Here is an 18,706-nt window from a genome sequence, read left to right as displayed (position 1 = left end):
CTGTAAAGACGATAATCGCGCCGATACTCCATAGCACCTATTTTACCGTGCCAAAAATTAAAAGCAAGCAATATCGGCCCACATATAGTAGTGATTTGCAAATATAAAGGAATTATATACAAGATATAGTGTATGAGATCGTCGGTTAGATTGTGCAAAATGTATAATTCTTCGATAATAATAAGCGCTGATTCGGGTAGTTTCAGCTTTGCGATCATCCGATTGGTATTCTGATAAACAAATCTTGGCATAACTTATGTATCCTTATTAATTACGTAAAAAATTTTTGCGCCCGCTGCTAGCTCATGTTAAAAAAACGAACGATCATGACCATTTTGCTAAAGTCACTCAAGTGAGCGATCAGCTACTTATTCATTTTTTAGAGAAGGAAAAAAGCCCCACGCTAACGTGCGACTTCATTACTCCCTGAAGATCCAGACGCTAAAACTAACGGATCTGGTCAACCCGTTGACTTACTCGTTCACCGCCACCGCAGTCTGGTCAGCCAATGACCGCTGGTTCACCCGCGTTGGCGGCGATAATTCGATCAACGTATAAACACCGCGATGATTATCTTGCAGTCGATATTGTGAGGTCGACGCCAATACTTGGCGAATGATCTGAATATCCCGCTGAAACCTTTTCTTGCGATTCTCCAGATCCTTTTCCGTGTGATCAGCCCGATAGAGATCCGTTTCTGCGCTGATCATTTCGGTCTTGGTGATCTGTCGACGGGTCATCAATAACATAAAAAGCCGCAGGATCCGCTCCTGACTATTCATTGCCCAAAACTCCTTTTTCCCACATACCCGTACCAATATGATCCGAAATATCTGGCAATACAGCCAATGATCGGATTCCATCATCCTAAAAACCGTCATTAAGGTCATTATAGCCAATCACCTAGCCATAATATGACATATCAAGCCACCCTTTAAAAAAATCCTCGCTTTTTTCTTCAAATTATTTTCTAAATCTGAGTGCGCACAAAAATCGAGTCTAAAATTTTTTTGAGCGGACAGATGATTTCTCATCAGGAGTTCTAGACCAAAAATCAAACCAACGGCTACAAAAAAACTGCCGAACATTGGGCGATGTTCGACAGTTCTACCTAGCTTGATTGGATCATTTTCGTTTTACAGCTTCCGTAATAACGAATCATGGTGGTCATTTGGCACTTAGGCCCGTTTCAACCGCAAGGACATAGCGTTCAACGCCACGATCACGGTGGAGAAGGACATGATGATCGCACCGATCGCCGGTGACAAGACAAAGCCGATCGGAGCCAAGACGCCCGCCGCTAACGGAATCGCGATCAAGTTGTAACCAGCGCCCCACCAAAGGTTTTCGATCATTTTTCGATTGGTCGCTTGCGCCAGATTAAGGAAGTTCAAAATATCCGCTGGATCACTATGGACCAAGATCACATCGGCGGCATCGATGGCCACATCAGTTCCCGCACCGATCGCCACACCAATATCGGCCCGAACCAAGGCCGGCGCGTCATTGACGCCATCGCCGACCATCATCACGTGATGACCAGCGGCTTGATACTCACGCACAACTTTTTCTTTATCTTCTGGCAGTAAATGCGCCTTGAATTCGGTGATGCCCAAACTCTCCGCGACTTTCGCAGCTGTCGCCTGGTTATCCCCAGTCAACATAACCGGCGTGATCCCCCGAGCCTGCAAGGACTTGATGAAGCTACGAGCGCTATCCTTGATCTGATCCCCTGCGGCGAAAATCGCCACCACCTGCTGACCGCGGATCAAATAACTCACACTATTGCCTTGATCGGCCAAATTAGCAAATTCTGCTTGGTCATAAGTCAACTGATGCTGCTGTAAATAATTGACGGTGACGATCTGATAGTCTTGCGCATTGATCGTTCCAGCCAAACCGACCCCTTTGATCGTTTGGACATCGGTAGCCTCAGGCAAAGTTAACTGGGCTTTTTTGACCGCGCTCAAAACCCCGGTGGCGATCGGGTGACTACTATGTTGCTCCAACCCACCGATCAATTGTAACGCCTGATCATCGCTTAAACCCGTTTGGTAACTGTGGACAGCATTCAAGGTGAAATTACCTTCTGTTAAGGTCCCAGTCTTATCCAAAAAAACATGGGTGATCGTTTTCGCGTTTTCTAAGGCTTGACGTTCTTGGATCAACAGGCCATTGACCGCCGCTAATGAGGTACTACGGGCGACCACTAACGGTACCGCCACTCCTAAAGCGTGAGGGCAGGCGATCACGAGAACCGCCACCATTCGTTCCAACGCAGTCGCCATGTCGGCGTTGAAGCCCCAAACAACGAAGGTCAGGATCCCAGCAACTAAAGCGAAGTAGAATAACCAGCCGGCAACCTTGTCCGCCATGGTTTCTGATTTCGACTTGTCATTTTGCGCCCGGCCGATCAATTTCATCACTTGCGACAAATAACCACTTTCGCCAGTGCCCGTGACCTTGATCGTCAAGGTACCATCGCCATTGACTGAACCACCGATCACCGTGGCGCCCACTTCTTTATTGATCGCCTTAGATTCACCAGTGACCAAAGATTCGTTGACCTGACTTTGGCCATTGAGGATCGTCCCATCGGCTGGGATCGACTCCCCACCGCGAACGATCAAGAGATCATTGACCTTGATCTGAGCTAAAGGCCGCTCAACAACTTCACCATTGGCAACTTGAACGTGAGCTTGGCTCGGCAACAACTGCGCCATTTTCTCCAAGGCATTGCCGGCCTTCATCATCGCGTTCATTTCGATCCAGTGACCCAGTAACATGATCAAGATCAGCGTGGCCAATTCGGTGAAAAAGTCCATCACATGATGATTGCCTAAGAAATTCCGGGCGATAAAGGCGTACACACTATAGAAGTAAGAAACGGAGATCCCCAAGGAAATCAAGGTCATCATCGCCGGCTTCTTCTCTTTCAACTCATAATAAGCCGCGTTAATGAACGTCCAGCCGCCGTAGAAGAACAGCACGGTGGCGCTGACCAAAACTAGCCATTCGGAACCAGGAAAAGCCGGGATCACCGCGCGGCTGAAGCCCATGATCTGGGACAACAACAGCACCGGGATCGCCATGATCACTGAGATCCAAAACTTCTTCTTTAAATTACCCATGTGCATCATATGGCCGCCGTGCATCATCATGTCGCCGTCCATCTCGCCCATGTCATGATCCATCCCAGCCATATCATGCCCCATCATGCTATGGTCCATTTTACTGTGATCCATTTTACTATGGTCCATCTGACTGTGATCCATTTTGCTGTGATCCATTTTGCTGTGGTCCATCTGGCTGTGATCCATCTGGCTATGATCCATTTGGGTATGATCCATTTGGGTATGATCCATCTGCTTGTGTTCGTTCATTTCGTTTTTGGTCATTCGTGACACTCCCCTTGGTTTTCGACTTGGCAGTCCGCTAAGCAATCACAGGCGACAACGGCCGGCGCAGTTGCTTGCTTGGTTGCGATCAGTTGGCTCAGTTCGGTCAAATCTTGCTGGCTCAATGTATTGTTCTTGACGAGACGAATCAGGGTCGGACCCACGTGCATCGCACATAAATTGGCGAAAAGCGCATCGGTTTGCTGATTGATCCCGGCCTGTTCTGTGATCGTCGCTTGATAAACATAAGGACGTTGGGTCCCTTGACGTTGCAGATAGCCTTTCTGTTGCAGGCGTCGAATCAAAGTCTTGATCGTTGATTCGGTCCAATCCATTTTCTCTTGCAAGCTGCTGATCAGTTCATGGGTCTGGGCGCCGTTCAAGGTCCAAACGATCCGCATGACCTCCCACTCTGCTGGGCTGATTTCTGGTAAATTTTCAGGTTGCGTTGACGTCATCGTTGCCGCCTGCCTTTCATTAGGATGAGTTAAGTTTACAATTGTAGACTTATTTTGTCAACCACTTTGCTTACTTTTTTATCGTTATTTTTTCGCGGATAAAAGTAGGTTGACCACAGCTTGCGCTGCGCGTGGCGTTGGTGGTTAGCAGATGTGGTAGGGCTCCAGGTCGGGCTGGGGGTGGTGGAACGCTGCGGGCACGACTTGAAGCTTTTCGGAAAACCACCGAAAATCTTCAAGCTCGGCCTTATTGTAGGCGATAAATCGCCAACAATAATATCGCGGCTGACTCACCCCCAGCCCGATCTTCCGCCAGCTAGTAAACGATCCACCAACGCCAGAGTGCGGAACACAACGGGTTGACTTTGAGCATTAACCTAGCCAGGATTTTGGAGGCGGGTCTGTGCCTCCGGAAGCCTGGCGTAGTTAAGCGCAGAAGTCAGTTGTGTGGAGCACGTTTCAACGCCACGCTCCGCTCCAGCCGCTCAACATTATAATAGTTGCTTGAGCACTCACGCTATCTGACAAGCTATCGCCGATTGATGGGGAACCACGCAATTAACGACCATGGTTAGTGGTCACAATTTTCAAATTGGTGACACCAGCGCAGTCTGTTTGATGAACAAACCTAGTTCTCAGTAAATCAACTGAATCAGTCGGCTTTCCACCCAAGAATTGTTAAGGAAACAAGTAGAGCTGTTCAGCCTACGTAAAGTGTCCCAACCTCCCGACCCGAATCTGTTGATATTGTCGTACCATCCTAAAAAAGGGCAATTGTTTGACCACCGCACTTGCAAAAGCACTTCGCTAACTACTTCGCCTAGATTGCAGATAGGCATAATTCTGCCTAGCAACCGCCTCAGGGCGTGTGGCTCAGCAGTGAAATTTGTCTTAGTGATTTATCACTTAGACAAAGGCTCGATTTGAAGACAAGCCGCTGCTTTTGCGGATTGGCTTCAAACGATGCCCACTGCGTTCCAGCCACGACAAACGCCCTGAGGCGGTTGCGTCACCACCCAACCCGGCATACCTGCAATTAAACGCATGTTTTAGAATAGGAACCGGGCAGTTTCAAAACGACGCCCATCACGTTCCCGTCCGCAACAGCAGTCTCAGCCGGTTGCGTCCACACCTAAACCCAACCACACCTGCAATCAAGCGAAGATTCAAGAACAGGAATCCACAAGGCTCAATCATTCAACCGATGCTACTGAAAATCAGTCCACAACACACTTCAACGCAAAAAGACCTCACGCAAAATTGCGTGAGGCTTTTCGGATAGGCGAATATATTAAATCATTAGCGGAGCTTACTTCAAGGTTTCTTTGACCAGCTTGATGTTATCATCATTCGTCAAAGATTCGTTTAAAGCTTTGTTAGCCATTTTAGCCATTTCAGCCGTGTCCAAACGTTTCATCAAGGAACGGATCTTCAAGATCGAAGTCGCACTCATTGAGAATTCGTCAAGACCTAAACCGACTAAAATCGGTGCCATGATTGGGTCACCAGCGGCTTCACCACACATGCCAGCCCATTTACCTTCTTTATGCGCAGAATCGATCACATGCTTGACTAAGCGCAAAATAGAAGGGTTATAAGGTTGGTACAGGTAAGAAACGTGCTCGTTGCCCCGATCAGCAGCCATGGTATATTGAATCAGATCGTTGGTCCCAATACTGAAGAAATCAACTTCCTTCGCGAATTGGTCAGCCAAAACTGCGGCCGCAGGGATCTCGATCATGATCCCCACTTCATACTTGCCAACTTCAGTGCCTTCAGCAACTAATTTGGCCTTTTCTTCATCAAGGATCGCTTTGGCTTGACGGAATTCCTGCAAGGTCGCGATCATTGGGAACATGACCCGCAAGTGACCGAATGCAGACGCGCGTAACAACGCCCGTAACTGAGTCCGGAAAATATCCTGACGACTTAAGCTGATCCGGATCGCCCGGTAACCTAAGAACGGATTCATTTCTTCAGGGAGTGGCAAGTATGGTAAGTGCTTGTCGCCCCCGATATCCATAGTCCGAACAACGACAGGCTTGCCAGCCATACCTTCAATAACAGCTTTATAGGCAGTGAATTGATCGTCTTCAGTCGGCAGTTCTGGTGAGTCCATGTAAAGGAACTCAGTCCGATAAAGACCGATTGCTTCTGCGCCATTATCGGTAGCGCCAGCAAGGTCTTTCGGTGTGCCGATATTAGCCGCCAATTCAAAATGCTTCCCGTCAGCGGTTTCGGTCCGAGCATCACGTAACTTTGCCCATTCCGCTTTTTGCGCCGCATATTCTTTAGCTAATTTTTGATATTTTGCAACGTCCGCATCAGTTGGTTCCACAACGATGTCACCAGTATTGCCATCAACGATCACCCGTTGATCGGCCTTGATATCTGTTGTGACGCTACCTGCACCGACGATGGCTGGGATCTCCAGCGATCGAGCCATAATAGCCGAATGCGCAGTCCGTCCACCGATATCGGTGACGAAAGCTTTGACGTATTTCTTGTTCAACTGAGCCGTATCACTAGGCGTCAAGTCATGAGCGACGATGATCACTTCTTCGTCGATCAAGGCCGGATTTGGCAGTTCGACCCCTAACAAGTGCGCCATGATCCGCTTGGAAACATCGCGGACATCAGCAGCGCGTTCTTGCATATAAGGATTATCTGTCATCGCCTCAAACATCTTGATGAATGTCGTCGCGACTTCATCCAAAGCGGATTCAGCGTTGACTTTTTCATCTTCGATCTTTTGCTTGACGGCACCTGTGAATTCAGGGTCCGCTAAAATCATCATGTGCGCATCAAAAACTTGGGCTTCTTCCTCGCCCAAGCTTTTGCTTGCGATATCACGAATTTGTTGTAACTCGGAATTTGACTTATCGATGGCACTTTGCAAACGATCGGTTTCTTTCGTTACATCATTAATTGCAGACTTCGAAAATGACAAATCAGGTTGAACAAGGAGATAGGCTTTGGCGATTGCAACGCCGTCACTAGCCGCAATCCCTTTCAAGGTTGTAGTCATTATTCAGAAAGTCCTTCTTTCTTCATTGTTTCTTCAACAGCAACGATTGCTTCGGCTTCATCAGCGCCATCAGCAGAGATCGTAACGTCAGCGCCTTGACCAACACCCAAAGACATAACGCCCATGATCGACTTCAAGTTAACTGACTTGCCCTTGTATTCAAGGTTGATGTCTGAGTTGAACTTGCTAGCAGTTTGTACCAAGAGAGTTGCTGGACGTGCATGGATACCTGTCTCAGCAATAACATGAAAATCGCGTTTTTCCATTATAATGAGCTCCTTCATAAATAAAAAATTTTTAGTTGCGTTAAAAAACACAACCGTGAAACAGGTCCATTTGTGGACACTGTTTGCTACAACCTAAATGCTACCATTTTTTGCCAAATACTACAAGAATTTTTGAACTTTGAAATGCCAAAAATCGGCTTAGCTACTGAACGTTACCGCTTTCATCAAAATGGTAGATCACTGTACCATTTCGCTTGGCCTCACCGACGATTTCTTTGCGTTGCGGGAAGGCCAGCCAAGCTTTTCTGAAGCTCATGAAGTCCTTTTCTGTCACTGTTAATGACGATAATCCACCACTGACCAGCGCTTGTAATTGTTGCGAATAATCTTGAGTCATATTGATTGCCCACCCTATCTTTGAAGTTTTAAAATGGTTTTAGGAACTAGACCCCTTTGTTCAAGGTGCCATCTAAAGCTTATGAAAATTTGGTCAGAATTACAAGCCTTAGCACTTGCGCCCATAGAGTGCTAATACTATAATACAAGCATAGGTCAACAAAGGTCAAACTTTGCCTGACCTTTTTCAAGAAGCGACACATCCAGAAAGGTGTGATGGAGACAATGTTATGCCAAAATTGTCATCAAAATGAAGCAACGATCCATTTATATACGACTGTGAACGGCCAACGTCGCGAGATCGACTTGTGCCAGAATTGCTATCAGCAGTTAAAAAATGAAGCTAATCAAGGAGGCAATACGAATATGGCCCAAGATCCATTTGGCTTCTCCAACCTCGATGATATCATGCGAGCGATGGGTGGCCAAGGTAGTGACCCTAATTCCGGGTTCCAGCAGCAAGAACGGCAAGCGCAGGCACAACCTGGTCAAGGCGGCCGCGGCAATCGCCGCGGTAATGGTGTCCTCGCGCAATTCGGCGTCAATCTCACCGATCAAGCGCGACAAGGCAAGATCGACCCAGTGATCGGACGGGACAGTGAAATCGCTCGTGTGATCGAGATCCTCAATCGCCGGACGAAAAACAACCCCGTTTTGATCGGAGAAGCTGGTGTTGGTAAAACTGCCGTTATTGAAGGTTTGGCGCAAAAAATCGTCAACGGTGACGTACCTGCTAAATTACAAAACAAAGAGATCATTCGGTTAGATGTGGTTTCTCTGGTCCAAGGTACTGGCGTCCGCGGTCAGTTTGAACAACGGATGCAACAAATGATCCAAGAACTACAACGCAATCCTAATATCATTTTGTTCATCGATGAGATCCATGAGATCGTTGGCGCTGGTAACGCTGAAGGTGGGATGGACGCGGGTAATGTTTTGAAACCTGCGTTGGCCCGAGGCGAATTGCAATTGGTCGGCGCCACCACGATGAATGAATATCGCACGATCGAAAAAGATTCCGCGTTAGCGCGACGGTTACAGCCGGTTACCGTTGATGAACCGACCCAAGCAGAAACGGTCGCGATCCTCAAAGGGTTACAACCTCGCTACGAGGATTATCATCACGTTCGCTATTCTGCCGACGCGATCAAAGCGGCGGTCAGCCTTTCCGCACGCTATATCCAAGACCGCTTTTTACCTGATAAAGCAATCGACTTATTGGATGAGTCGGGCTCAAAGAAGAACTTGACTTTGACCAATATCGACCCGAAAGTGATTGAAGAAAAAATCCAGTCCGCAGAATCTCAGAAACAAGAAGCGCTCCAACAAGAAGATTATGAGCGGGCTGCTTATTTCCGTGATCAAATCGAAAAACTCAACAAAATGAAAAATAATCAAGCTTCTGCTGACGGCGATCGTCCTGTGATCACCGAAAAAGACATGGAACAGATCGTCGAGGAAAAAACCCATATCCCTGTCGGCGAATTACGGGCGCAGGAACAAGCCCAATTGAAAAACCTATCTGAAGATCTGGAAGCTAACGTCATTGGTCAAGATCAAGCTGTCGACAAAGTCGCCCGCGCGATCCGGCGGAACCGGATCGGTTTTAACAAGTCCGGTCGGCCGATCGGCTCCTTCCTCTTCGTTGGTCCCACTGGCGTTGGGAAAACTGAATTGGCCAAGCAATTAGCGCGGGAGCTATTTGGGTCCGAGGATTCCATGATCCGTTTCGACATGAGTGAGTACATGGAAAAACACAGTGTCTCGAAATTGATCGGGTCACCTCCTGGCTATGTTGGTTACGAAGAAGCTGGTCAGTTGACGGAAAAAGTTCGCCGCAATCCTTACAGCCTGGTCCTCTTAGATGAGATCGAAAAGGCCCATCCTGATGTGATGCATATGTTCTTACAGATCCTTGATGATGGTCGTTTGACCGATTCCCAAGGACGGACCGTTTCCTTCAAAGATACGATCATTATCATGACCTCTAACGCCGGTCAAGGAGATGTAGAAGCCAATGTTGGTTTCGGCGCGGCTGCTACTGGTGAGACTCATTCTGTTTTGGACAAATTGACCGAATTCTTCAAGCCAGAATTTCTCAACCGTTTCGATGACATCGTTGAATTCAATTCATTGACCAAGGCCAATCTAATGAAGATCGTTGACCTGATGATCGCCGATACTAACAAAATGATCGCCGATAAAGGTTTGACCATCCATGTCACTGAACCCGTCAAAGAAAAATTAGTTGATCTGGGCTACGATCCGGCTATGGGCGCACGACCATTGCGGCGAGTGATCCAAGAACAGATCGAAGACCGGGTCGCAGATTTCTATTTGGATCATCCCACGATCAAGCAATTGGAAGCACGCATGGCTGATGATCAGATCCACATCAGTGAACAGCGTCATGACGAATCTAGCGTGACCAGCGCTAACGCCACGACCAAGAATGATTGAGTTTGATGATCGTTTTTCGATCAAGTAAGTCTAAAAAACTATTTACCTAGCGTGATCAAAACGACGCCGCGGTTTAGAATCGCGGCGCCGTTTTTTCATTCAATTGACTTTCGCTGGGCTTGTTTTTCCGCACTAGCTCGCTTGAGCGACCTCATTTCACAGTGTGCTCATAATTTTCCCAGAAATAAGGGCCGAAACGTTTTCAAAAACGAACATTTTATTCTATACTTATGTTAGCGAGTTTTACACAAAAAAATCAACCTCGGAGGGATCAGATGAGACTTTTTGATGTAACCAATAGCTTCAGTAAATTAGTTCATAATCAATTGGCTGGTACTGACGCTAAACTAGTCAAAGTATATTCTTTAGGCAATGTGACGGTTGTCTATACGAAAGCGCCCACCCACCAGGAAATTCTGATGAAGAGCGAGCATCGCGATATTTCTGAAGATGAGATCGACTTTGCCATCAAGACTTTGATCAAGCAACGGCCAAGAAAAACCGAGATCATTCGTGGTAACCATTTGGCGGAGATCTCAATTCAAAATCGTGTCTAAATCATTTTTTAGCAATTTTAGGAGGTCACGAGATGCCACGTGCTGAGGGAGATCGTGCCACCGAGCGACAAACGCCTCCTAAAAAAGCGTCAACGACTGATCTTACTGCATCGGGTCAAGTCACCCGGCGTCAGCATCAAGATCTGGCCGTCTTGATCCGTTATTTAGATAGCACCGCTCATCAACTTGCTGAGCCCCGCCAAATCTGGGGGGCTTTTCGTAGTGAACTCAAAATCCCCTGGCAAACGATCCCCGGTTATCTTCTATATGATATCCGTCACTATCAGACTCAATTCTTATTAAATCAAACTGAGATCGATTTGATCTACACCAAACAATTGGCCGCTCCCTTGATGGTCTTCCATGAAGATGAAACCGGGCAGCTGCTTGCGCCACCAGCCTTCATTCACGGAGAACTGAATCGCGCATTTGCGATCGAACCCTTGACTCGCTACCGGGAAGATTTCGTTAGAGTCGACCATGATCCCCATGGCGTCTTTGGCCAAACGGTCCAACAATTGCATTTCCACTATCGTCTGACCGCGGGCCAACGTCCCCTGACCTTGACTCGAGATAACGCGGTAACGATGCGTCAACCTAAACAGGCCTATTCAAGCCCCCATTATGGTCAACCTTTAGCATGGCCCCTACCTGCCGGCTCGACCTGGCAGATTTTTACTACCGTCAAAAATCCACGGGACCATAGCGTTTGGTTCAATCTTGGCGGTGACCTGTGGATCGATAGTCTGAATACACAACTTCAACAGCATCCGGACTTGCCCCAACCGGCCAGCCCAGCAAAACCGACCGCGCAACTATTGGCCAGTATGCCCTTTGCGATCCTGACCCGCGACGAAACCGTCCGGCGCGGTCAAATCAAAGCCAGTCCCAGTTTTCCGATCTCCCAGTGGACATTTCCCTATGGCCGCGTGATCACGCAACGGCTAGCTGATCGAACTGAAGTCGGTGTCAAGTGCTTACTGACGTTGGAAAATGGCAGTCAGTGGGTCCAGTTAGATAGCGGTTATTATATTGAAATGAAATACTTGCAGGTCTAGCGGTTGCCTCCGGCGGTTAGACCAGTTTTACGGCGGCCGGACATCTCAGCGCCTCTGCCTGCTATTCCCAGCAAAAAAGAGTCAAGTCGGAAAATTTCGACTTGGCTCTTTTTAAAACCTAATTCTCATTGGTTGATCAGGGTCAGCAAGCGCTGTTGAAACTGCTCCCGCTGTTGCAGCTGCGCACCGCTCAACTCCGGCTCGGTTCGCCCTTGATAAGGATTGATCAGCGTTGCGATCAACTGGCGGCTGGTACTGGTCATCACCGCGATGCGCGAACCACAGAAGAGCGCCTCGTTAAGATCATGGGTGATCAACAGCAAACTCACTTGTTCTTGCCGCCAAATACTCAACATCAGGTGTTGCATTTTCTGGCGGGTAAAGGCATCCAGCGCGCCGAATGGTTCATCCAGCAATAATAACGGCGGTCGCGGCGCCAAAGCCCGCGCGATGGCGACCCGCTGCCGCATCCCCCCTGACAAGGCAAAAACTTTCTTGTGCGCCTGTCCTTCCAAGTCAATCAATTGCAGGAGCTGGGTCACCCGCGCCTGTACCGTTGCCGGCGCTTGCTGGGCCGCGCGCAAGCCAAAGCCAATATTTTGGGCGACATCATACCAAGGATACAAGGAAGAATTCTGGAAGACGACGCCACGTTGGCTGGCCGGTCCCTTGATCGCATCTCCCGCCATGGTCAATGTTCCTTCGTAAGGAATGAACCCGGCAATCGCGTTGAGTAAAGTGCTTTTGCCACAGCCAGAGGGGCCGACCAAAGCCACGATTTCGTTGGTGGCGATCGTCAAATCGGTTTGCCACAAAATCGGCGCTTGCTGACCGTAACGAACCGTTAACCCGTCTGCGACGATCAAAGCGGTCATGGTTCTTGATCCCCTTTCCAAATGAAATCAATAAATTGTTGTTCTGAGGGCGCCGTCGTAATCGTTTGCTGACCAGCCATAAATTGACCCGTCCGCGTCATCGCCTGAACAAACGCGCCACTGCTACCAGCCGCGCCTAAATAAGCCGACGAGAATTCTGCGCTGGCGCCAGGCCAGGTCGTGCCCTGCATCTGTAACCGGGCTTCGCGGTGACTAATACCCACTTGACGGGCCGCGGCGCTGACTGCCTGGGAGAAATTCCGCCGGCGCAATTGATGCGCTTGATCCAGGGTCGCCACGAAGCGCTGAGTCAAGCGGGGATGAGCCTGAGCAAATTGGGTGCGCACCAAGGTAATGTTGCCCGTTGTGATCCCCTGTTGGGCCAAATCGGCGCTATCACACAAAACAGTCGCTTCTGGCAAGAGTTGCGCCAAGGTCGGCTGCCAAGTATAGGCCGCATCGATATTGCCCCGTTGCCAAGCCGCCACGATATTCTGCGTATCCATATCCAATAAAGTCACTTGATCGCGAATACCCGCCTGGCTCAAGGCGCTCATCAGACTATAGTGCGACGTCGAAGCAAACGGGGTCGCGATTTTCCTGCCGACCAAGTCCTCAACGCGCTTGATTTTCGCACTGCGCCGCACGACCAAAGCTTCATTGGCGCCGCAGATCTCATTGATCCAACACAATTGGACTGGGATTTCCGCGGCCAAGGCCACCACGCCGTTGGTATCACCCATCGTCGCGAAATCCACCCCGCCGGAAAGTAACGCCTTATTCGCGTCTACACCTGAATCAAAGGTGATAAACTTCAATTTCTGATGGGGAAAAGCGGCCTGAAAATAGCCCAGTTGCCGCGCCACCGCTACATCATTGGGCGTGTTCAAAATACCAATGCGAATCTCGGCTACGGCCTGGCCGCTTTGCGAGTGCTGACACCCGCTAACTCCCGGCGCCAAAATCAGCGCCACCAAGCCCAACACAAGCCCACGGCCCCAACGCGGCCATCGCGCCAGCCACCGCCGCCCCATCAGAGTTGCCCCTTCCAGAAAATCAGCCGCCGCTCCAGCCGCTGTAAAAGCCAATCCAGCAATAGTCCTAGCCCACCCAGCAGCAGAATTCCGAGAAACATGACACTACTTTTCAAATATTTGGAAGCGTCGATCACCATCCAACCAATGCCTGAGGTAGAGGCGACCATTTCCGCCGCCACCAAGGTGGAGAAAGACACCCCCACCGCCGTGCGAATTCCGGTGAACAAGCTAGGCAAGGCCCCAGGAAAAATAACCCAGCGAAAGATCTGTCCTTTACTGGCACCCAGTGAACGGGCACTTAGTTGGTAATCCTGATTCAGATTATGGACCCCCTCCACTCCGGCCAAATAAATCGGCGCGAAGGCCGCCAAGTAGAGCAGAATGATCTTCGAGGACTCGCCGATCCCAAACCAAAGAATCAGCAAGGTATAGTAAGCTAGCGGCGGGATCGGCCGATAGAATTGGACCAGCGAATCGACCAAGCCATTGACGGTGGTCGACATACCTGAAGCCAATCCCAGCGGTACTGCGGTCACGATCGCCAATAAAATCGCGCTGAACAACCGCCACAAAGTGATGCCCAGATGTTGCCAGAAGGGAATGCCATTATAGCCATGCTGCCAAATCGCCACGAAAGTCCGTAGCACTTCCTCTGGAGCCGGAAACAAAATCCCCGAAACTAAGTGTAGCCGCGTCACGACTTCCCAAAGCAAAAGGAGGACCAGCCAAACGGCCAAAGTGATTTTACGTTTTTTGGACATTTTTGTGACCCTCCTTTTGATTGAAACTACTTCATGACTTACAACAAATCGAAGCGGTAATTCGTGACGATCGGTTGCCTCCCAGTCACTTGATCTTGGAAGTATTCATATTCACACAATCCTAAGAACGAACCGACAATATTGTAAACCTGACGATAGCCGAGATTACCCAAGGCGCGCACCATGTTATAGCTGCGCTGGCTGGATAGACAATGAATGTAGACGGGGCGATCCGCTGGGATTTCAGCCAAGCGTTGGCGGAATTCGCTCAGCGGAATATTGATCGCGTTGATAATATGACCTTCCGCGTATTCATTCGGCTCACGGGCGTCAATGATCAGCGCTTTTTTCTCGACTAATTTCCGCACTTCGGTAATCGGCACTTGTTGATACTCACCATTCAAAATATTCTCAGCGACTAAGGCAGCCATGTTGACCGCGTTCTTCGCGGTGCTGAACCATGGTGAGTAGCAGACTTCCAAATGAGTCAGGTCGGAGATTTTCCCGTGCATCGCGATCATTGTCGCGACAATATCGATTTGTTTGTCCACATCGGATTTGCCGACTGCTTGAGCGCCGAGCACTTCACCACTTGGATAAGCAAACACCAACTTCAAGTACAGTGGGGTCGCGTCCGGCATCAAGCCGACCCGATTCTTCGGAATCACGGTGGTCGCGCGGAAATCAATACCTTCCCGTTGACAATGTTTCTCCGTCAACCCAGTGGACGCCACATTCAAATCGAAAATATGAATCGCTTGGGAGCCAATGAAGCCACTATTTTGCACGGTGCGGCCGTATATATGATCCACCGCGTCCCGCGCTTCCATTTGTGCTGGGAAAGCCAAGGCCAGGCGAGTTTTCTTCCGAGTCAACAGATGATTGACTTCGATGGCATCGCCCACCGCGTAAACGTCTGGCAGCGAAGTCTGATAGTGTTGGTCGACAGCGATACCACCAGTCAGGCCTAATTTACAGCCGATCTTGGTCGCCAATTCCGTTTCCGGCGCTACCCCGATCGCCACGATCACCGCCTGCGCCTTGATGGCCCGCCCGGAACCGAGGATCGCGGCTTCAGCGGTGATTTCCGCCAAGCCTTCCTTGAGGATCACATCAATCCCGTGGTCGTACAATTCTTTGTGGATCAATTGGGCGAAATCCTCATCGATCGTCCCCAAAACATGGTCTGCCGCTTCGATCAAAGAAATATGGCGACCGGTTTTGGCCAGATTCTCACACATTTCCAAACCGATGAAACCACCGCCAACAATGGCGACATCAGTGACATGGTTGACCTCAAGGAAGGTATGGATCTTCTTGATATCGACCACATTCCGGACGGTGAAAACATTATCCCGATCGATACCCTTGATACAAGCTGGCATGACTGGCTTGGCGCCTGGTGACAGGACCAGCTCATCATAACTAACTTGCTTCAGCTCACCGGTTTTGGTCTGTTTGACCGCGACCGTCTTGGCCACCGGATCCACGTCGATCACTTCAGAATTGACTTGCGCGTCAATATTATATTGCGCCTTGAATTGCTCTGGCGACATCAAGACGATATCATCGGCGTTTTCAATCAAACCACCTAAGTAATACGGTAAAGAACAGTTGGAAAACGAAACGTGTGGTCCTCGTTCAAACATGGTGATTTCCGCGTGTTCGTCTAACCGCCGCGCCCGTGCCGCCGCTGAAGCGCCACCTGCAACGCCACCGACGATCACGATTTTTTTATGAGTCATGTCATTTCCTCCTTGAATGAAGCCAACTGCGTTAGTTGCCAACTGGCCAAAATAATTAACTGGATCACTTGCTAGCCGCGACGATCACCTTAGCAACCGCGGGCGATTTAATCACCATAAACAGCCTGAGAAACACGGTTGCCGATAATACCGCCGAGGATCAAGACAATCAAGAAAATCCAGCCTGACAGTGAGAATTGGGCAATTGGGCTGTATAAAGCACCCACGTTACAGCCGTTAGCCAACCGCGTGCCAAAGCCCATCGTGAAGCCGCCCAAAGCATACATGACGGTTGTCTTGACCGTCAAACTTGGCACCGCATGGATCGTTTCTTTGAATAATCCCGAGGTCAAAATAAAGACCGCCGCGCCCAGAAAAATCCCGAAATCTTGCACTGTCATCGCGTTGCTCAACCAAGAACCGGTGAAAACTTCCGCGCTTTGATGGGTAAATGCCGCCAAGGACGCGCCAGAAACACCGAAAACATTCAACACTTTGCCAAACCAGAATCCATAAGGCGTGGAGGCACCCCAACCTGATTTGGTTAAGGCCATCATCAAAATGAAAATGATCGTTAGCCCCACCGCGCCTTGTTTCAAAGTCCAGGGCCGGGTGAACAACACGTCATAAGTATGGTCGCTCTTTAATTCGAACTCAGCCACTTTATTTTCATAGTTGGCGTCTTGCGCCCGTTCTGATAAAACCCCACGGTAAGTTTGCGCGTTACGCCGCTTCTTCTCATAGCGATAAGCCAAGTAAGTCACGATCGCGCAGAAAATCCCGGTAATGATCACCGCGCCTAAGTAGCCGTTCAGAATACCACCTTTGAACCAGTCCGGCATAAAGACGCCATTTGAGTACTTCGCGCCGGTCGCGGTCGTGAACCAGGAATCCTTGACCCACGATTGCGTCGCTTGCAGTGGGAACCCAAGAAAAACGCCCAGCGTGAAGAAGACCAAAGTTACCCCTGCCCGTGGTAGATCCGTCGCTAAGTCGGTCATCACCCCGGAAGCACAGCAAGAAGAAAACGACATCCCAAATCCGAACAGCAGTCCACCTAATAATAAACCGAAATTGATCGGATTGACCCACAATGAATATTTGGTCACATCCGGCTCCAACATGAGAAAACCGGCCACCGCTACAGAAGTGATAAAAAACATGAACATCAAGGTTCGCATCAATTTTGTGGACCCCGTATTGTAGGCCCGATTAACACTGCCTGCAAAGCCGGTATATGACCGTGACAAGATATAACCCAACGCCAACCCAAATAATAAACGAATATAATGCATATTGGTTGGTAAAACAAACGGTGCACCAACCAGTAGAATCAACAATAACCCAAATCCTAAGATCCGATCTAGATGCTTCATTTCGCCATCCCTTTCTCCATAAACCTGAATAAGTGCGATAAAAAATAATGATGAGTTTTCAGCTGAAGATCGCTCACCCTTAGATTAGCATAAATATTCTTAATGTTTAAGAGGCGCCATGTGAATGAGAGCCCTTTCTCAATTGTGATTTTATTATAAAATTAGTCGAAACCTAGACTAGGTCATCGTATTTCAAAAGAAGAATCGTTGTCGCTTCCGCATTAGGTAGAAAATACTTAAATTGTTTATTTCACAATAAATTCGTGATATTATATTTCTATATGTTCTCATAAATAATATTTATAAAAGGGAGTAAACGCTGATGTTTCAGGATTTAACTGTCTTTCAAAAGGTTTACGAGACCCGCTCGATCACCAAAGCGGCGAAGGATCTTTATGTGACCCAACCCAGTATTTCGATTCAAATCAAGAAACTGGAAGCCCATCTCGGCGTCAAATTATTCGAGCGTAACGGCAATAAAGGTGTGGTGCCCACCGAAAACGCCAACCGCTTCTATCGAGACTCGCAAATTATCCTCCAGAATTGGGAAAACTCACTGAATCATTTGGTCAAAAGCCATCGCAGTCCTCGCATCCGCTGTGCGATTGGGGTTTCGCCGACGACCTCATTGTTTGTTTTACCAAAATTAATGGAAAATCTGCAAAACTATTTCGATCAATTTGATTTTGAAATCATTACCGCTGATTCCGAAGTGATCTTGGAAGATATTCTCAAACACGAAATCGCTTTTGGCATCTTGGAGAAACCTTTCGTGGCCCAACAGGTCGAACAGATGGCCTTTACTTCCGACGAGTTGGTCCTGGCCGGCAACTTAGAGAGCCCGGAATGGATCATTGGTCGCGCCGGTTCAACCCAACGGGAATATACTGAGCGCTACTTCAACGAACATCACATCCGACCGACCCATTTGATCAAGGTCAGTGATGATAATTTGATTACCAAGCTGGTCAGCATGCGCATTGGCAAGGCCATCGTCTCCAAGCGTTCGATCACCGATACCTTATTGCCCTACCAGCAGCTTTCCAGTGACTTCCGGCGGGAGTTCTATTTATTGAGTCCGACGATTTCCAGTTCCACTGAGATTCAGAAACTGATCAATCGGATCAAGACGTTACTGCCGCAATTTCACTACTGAGAGTTGAGGTGATGGTGACGGGCAAAAGTAGGTTGGCCGCAGCTTGCGCTGCGCGTGGCGTTGGTGGTGGCAGATGTGGATGGGCTCCAGGTCGGGTTGGGGGTGGTGGAACGCTGCGGGCACGATTTTGAGCTTTTCGGAAGTGCACCGAAAATCTCAAAACTCGGCCTTATT

The 18,706-nt window shown here is 48.8% G+C and carries 15 protein-coding genes; 4 read left to right on the top strand and 11 right to left on the bottom strand.

Going from position 1 to position 18,706, the window contains the following annotated elements:
* Positions 1-473 precede the first annotated feature (473 nt).
* The 6 genes from OCU21_RS04965 to ykzS all read right to left on the bottom strand — a co-directional run bounded on the left by OCU21_RS04965 (position 474) and on the right by ykzS (position 7,508).
* A complete protein-coding gene (locus OCU21_RS04965) occupies positions 474-782 on the bottom strand; it encodes a hypothetical protein (RefSeq protein ID WP_261806362.1) in 309 nt (102 codons plus the stop codon).
* Between the two features lie 396 nt (positions 783-1,178).
* Positions 1,179-3,398 carry a heavy metal translocating P-type ATPase gene (locus tag OCU21_RS04960; protein WP_261806361.1) on the bottom strand — a complete coding sequence of 740 codons (2,220 nt, stop codon included), beginning with the start codon at positions 3,396-3,398 and terminating at the stop codon, positions 1,179-1,181.
* Positions 3,395-3,856, bottom strand: a complete 462-nt coding sequence (locus tag OCU21_RS04955; protein WP_261806360.1) for a CopY/TcrY family copper transport repressor — start codon at positions 3,854-3,856, stop codon at positions 3,395-3,397. The genes OCU21_RS04960 and OCU21_RS04955 overlap by 4 nt, the downstream gene beginning before the upstream one ends.
* A gap of 1,309 nt (positions 3,857-5,165) precedes the next feature.
* Complete coding sequence (ptsP, locus tag OCU21_RS04950; protein ID WP_261806359.1) at positions 5,166-6,884, bottom strand: phosphoenolpyruvate--protein phosphotransferase; 1,719 nt, start codon at positions 6,882-6,884, stop codon at positions 5,166-5,168.
* Positions 6,884-7,150: a phosphocarrier protein HPr gene (locus OCU21_RS04945; RefSeq protein ID WP_261806358.1), complete on the bottom strand. Its 267-nt coding sequence runs from the start codon at positions 7,148-7,150 to the stop codon at positions 6,884-6,886. The genes ptsP and OCU21_RS04945 overlap by 1 nt, the downstream gene beginning before the upstream one ends.
* Positions 7,151-7,313: 163 nt before the next feature.
* Positions 7,314-7,508 (bottom strand): protein YkzS, encoded by a 195-nt coding sequence (gene ykzS, locus OCU21_RS04940; RefSeq protein ID WP_261806357.1) that lies wholly within the window; start codon positions 7,506-7,508, stop codon positions 7,314-7,316.
* A 224-nt stretch (positions 7,509-7,732) separates the two neighbouring features.
* Between ykzS and OCU21_RS04935 the strand changes: the two genes are divergently transcribed.
* From OCU21_RS04935 to OCU21_RS04925, 3 genes are all read left to right on the top strand, one after another.
* Positions 7,733-9,967, top strand: a complete 2,235-nt coding sequence (locus tag OCU21_RS04935) for an ATP-dependent Clp protease ATP-binding subunit (RefSeq protein WP_261806421.1) — start codon at positions 7,733-7,735, stop codon at positions 9,965-9,967.
* A 275-nt stretch (positions 9,968-10,242) separates the two neighbouring features.
* Positions 10,243-10,524 (top strand): DUF1827 family protein, encoded by a 282-nt coding sequence (locus OCU21_RS04930; RefSeq protein WP_261806356.1) that lies wholly within the window; start codon positions 10,243-10,245, stop codon positions 10,522-10,524.
* Between the two features lie 32 nt (positions 10,525-10,556).
* A complete protein-coding gene (locus OCU21_RS04925; protein WP_261806355.1) occupies positions 10,557-11,582 on the top strand; it encodes a MucBP domain-containing protein in 1,026 nt (341 codons plus the stop codon).
* 125 nt (positions 11,583-11,707) lie between these two features.
* Here the strand turns inward: OCU21_RS04925 and OCU21_RS04920 are convergent, their stop codons facing one another.
* From OCU21_RS04920 to OCU21_RS04900, 5 genes are all read right to left on the bottom strand, one after another.
* On the bottom strand, positions 11,708-12,457 hold the full coding sequence (locus OCU21_RS04920; RefSeq protein WP_261806354.1) for an ABC transporter ATP-binding protein: 750 nt from the start codon (positions 12,455-12,457) through the stop codon (positions 11,708-11,710).
* Complete coding sequence (locus OCU21_RS04915) at positions 12,454-13,545, bottom strand: taurine ABC transporter substrate-binding protein (RefSeq protein WP_261806353.1); 1,092 nt, start codon at positions 13,543-13,545, stop codon at positions 12,454-12,456. Before OCU21_RS04915 ends, OCU21_RS04920 begins: the two co-directional genes overlap by 4 nt.
* The gene (locus OCU21_RS04910; protein ID WP_261806352.1) at positions 13,491-14,255 is read right to left on the bottom strand and encodes an ABC transporter permease subunit; all 765 of its coding nucleotides are present in this window, start codon (positions 14,253-14,255) and stop codon (positions 13,491-13,493) included. The genes OCU21_RS04915 and OCU21_RS04910 overlap by 55 nt, the downstream gene beginning before the upstream one ends.
* A 38-nt stretch (positions 14,256-14,293) precedes the next feature.
* Positions 14,294-16,000: an FAD-dependent oxidoreductase gene (locus OCU21_RS04905; RefSeq protein ID WP_261806351.1), complete on the bottom strand. Its 1,707-nt coding sequence runs from the start codon at positions 15,998-16,000 to the stop codon at positions 14,294-14,296.
* A 107-nt stretch (positions 16,001-16,107) separates the two neighbouring features.
* Complete coding sequence (locus OCU21_RS04900) at positions 16,108-17,376, bottom strand: YeeE/YedE family protein (protein WP_261806350.1); 1,269 nt, start codon at positions 17,374-17,376, stop codon at positions 16,108-16,110.
* Positions 17,377-17,698: 322 nt separating this feature from the next.
* On the opposite strand from OCU21_RS04900, the gene OCU21_RS04895 reads away from it, so the two are divergent.
* On the top strand, positions 17,699-18,532 hold the full coding sequence (locus OCU21_RS04895; protein ID WP_261806349.1) for a LysR family transcriptional regulator: 834 nt from the start codon (positions 17,699-17,701) through the stop codon (positions 18,530-18,532).
* Positions 18,533-18,706: the final 174 nt, after the last annotated feature.

The sequence above is a fragment of the Lapidilactobacillus luobeiensis genome (genome assembly GCF_024345205.1).
GTDB lineage: Bacteria > Bacillota > Bacilli > Lactobacillales > Lactobacillaceae > Lapidilactobacillus > Lapidilactobacillus luobeiensis.
Note: the sequence above shows the minus strand (reverse complement) of the source record. Positions and strands in the feature narration are given on the sequence as shown.